The sequence below is a fragment of the Methyloceanibacter sp. genome, assembly GCF_051306395.1.
Classification (GTDB): Bacteria; Pseudomonadota; Alphaproteobacteria; order Rhizobiales; family Methyloligellaceae; genus Methyloceanibacter.
In genome coordinates this window covers 1-2415 of record NZ_JBPPND010000267.1, presented here as the reverse complement: position 1 = coordinate 2415, position 2415 = coordinate 1, and the positions used below count along the sequence as shown (strand labels likewise).

General features: G+C 61.1%; 1 protein-coding gene. It reads left to right on the top strand.

The window, feature by feature from the left end; genetic code table 11:
* Positions 1-741: 741 nt before the first annotated feature.
* Positions 742-2415 (top strand): nitrate/nitrite transporter (locus ACSLE4_RS14390; RefSeq protein WP_435905117.1); only part of this gene is annotated, 1674 nt, incomplete at its 3' end.

Sequence of the window (2415 nt, the reverse complement as noted above, 5' to 3'; positions counted from 1 at the left end):
ACAGTTTGCCGATTTTCCAGTGGGGACATAATCCTAGCGGCCCCCATGGTTAGCTGAACCTAGAGAAGCCTCGTCTTTTTAGACGGGGCTTCTTCTGTTTTGCGAACTGCCTCTAAAAGTTCCGGCAGCTGCGCCACGTTGACGACGATGCGTCTTGCACCTTAGCCTTTTGAGCATCGTCGAGCGTCTCACGGGCATAGATATCAAGGGCGTGCTTCGCCGTCAGAGCGCGCCGTACTTCTGCCCCCCGACCGTTTGCGGCGAGCCTTCAATGGCTCGTTTATTTCTGCGAGAATACCGATTCGCAAACGGGGGCTACACTTATGGGGGAACTCGGATTTGGAATTCCTGGCAGGGTGCGGCTTCGGGACCATCGAGAGGCCGATACCATTACCGCAGACGAAAGGGTGGAATGGCTGATCGACTACATCCTGGCGCATCCAGGGGAGGAGCGCACAAGCCTAGTTCGTAGATCTGTTGGTCAGTTTTGCGTCTCCTTCGTGGCCCATCCCCCGTCCGAGTCGCCGGCGCAGTTGACCGGCACAGCGTGTAAAGGTGTCCCACGTACTCTCGGGGCCCCGGACATCACTCCGTATCCGTCGCGAGAATGCGCGCAAGGGGGCCGCTATCTGCCCTGCATCTTCCGGTACTGGACTTGATGGGGATCAAATTGGCCACCGACCCGGCCCGCTAGGTTGACGCATAGCCGGATTGACGGCGCGACGACGGGAGGACCAGGTTATGCGGCATGCGGCTCCGGGCGCGGACCGGGCCCTTTGGCTCTCGACCATAGCCTTCACGGTGTGCTTCGCCGTGTGGACCATCTTCGCCATTATTGGCGTGCGTATCCAACAAGACCTCGGCCTGAGCGAGACCGAATTCGGCCTCCTCATCGGCACGCCAATCCTGACCGGATCGCTCAGCCGCGTTTTCCTCGGCATCTGGACCGACCAGTATGGCGGCCGCATCGTCTATGTGCTGACCATGGTGGCAGCCGCCATAGCCACCTTTCTTCTCTCCTTCGCAACGACCTATCTGTGGATGCTCGTCGCCGCGCTCGGCGTCGGGCTGGCTGGCGGCTCTTTCGCCGTCGGCATCGCCTACGTCTCCAAATGGTACCCGCCGTCGAAACAAGGCACGGCGCTCGGCATTTTCGGCGCCGGCAATGTCGGCGCGGCCGTCACCAAGTTCCTCGCTCCCTTCGTCCTCGTCGCCTTTGGCTGGCAGATGGTTGCGGTGGTCTGGGCCGCGGCGCTGGCAGTCACGGCAATCATTTTCTGGCTTGCGACCGAGGATGATCCCGAACTCAAGGCCCGTCGGGCGCGACAGGAAAAACCGCGCTCGGTCATGCTCCAGCTTGCGCCGCTCCGCCATCAGCAAGTCTGGCGGTTCTCTCTTTATTACTTTTTCGTGTTTGGCGGCTTTGTCGCCCTCGCTCTGTGGCTCCCCCGCTATCTGATCGGCGTCTATGGAGTTGGGATTGAAACCGCCGGCATGCTCGCCGCGGCCTTTTCGATTCCGGCGAGCTTGTTCCGCGCCTATGGCGGGCATCTATCGGACCGCTATGGCGCACGTGTGGTCATGTACTGGACCTTCGGTGTCTCGTTGGTCTGCCTCCTGATGCTGTCCTACCCGAACACCGATTACGTCATCCACGGTATCGATGGACCGATTGCCTTCTCTACCCAAATGAACCTCATCCCGTTCGTGATGACGATTTTTGTGCTGGGCTTTTTCATGTCGTTCGGCAAGGCAGCGGTCTACAAGTACATCCCCGTCTATTACCCCGCCAATGTCGGCTCTGTCGGCGGACTGGTCGGCATGATCGGTGGGCTGGGCGGCTTCGTCCTGCCAATCGCCTTCGGCGTCATGGCCGACCTCACCAATATCTGGACGAGCTGCTTCATGCTGCTCTTCCTCATCGTTGGGGTCTCCCTCGCTTGGATGCACTTCTCCATTCGTCACATGGAGCAGCGCGCCGCGGGCGAAGTGCTCGGGGCCATGCCTCCGTTCGCCGAGCTGGAGCACGCGCACACCGAGGAGCACCATAAACAGCACGGGCTGATCGAGGATTGGCGGCCGGAGGACAAAGCCTTCTGGGAGACGACGGGACGACGGATCGCACGGCGCAATCTATGGATCTCCGTGCCCGCTCTCCTCCTCGCCTTCGCGGTGTGGATGGTGTGGAGCGTCGTGGTCGCCAAGCTCCCGGCGATCGGCTTCACTTACACGACCGATCAACTTTTCTGGCTGGCCGCCCTGCCTGGCCTATCCGGCGCGACCTTCCGCATCTTCTATTCCTTCATGGTGCCCATCGTCGGCGGCCGCTTGTGGACGGCATTGACGACGGCGTCGCTGCTGGTGCCGGCCTTTGGCATCGGCTACGCCGTGCAGGATCCGAGCACGCCCTATCTC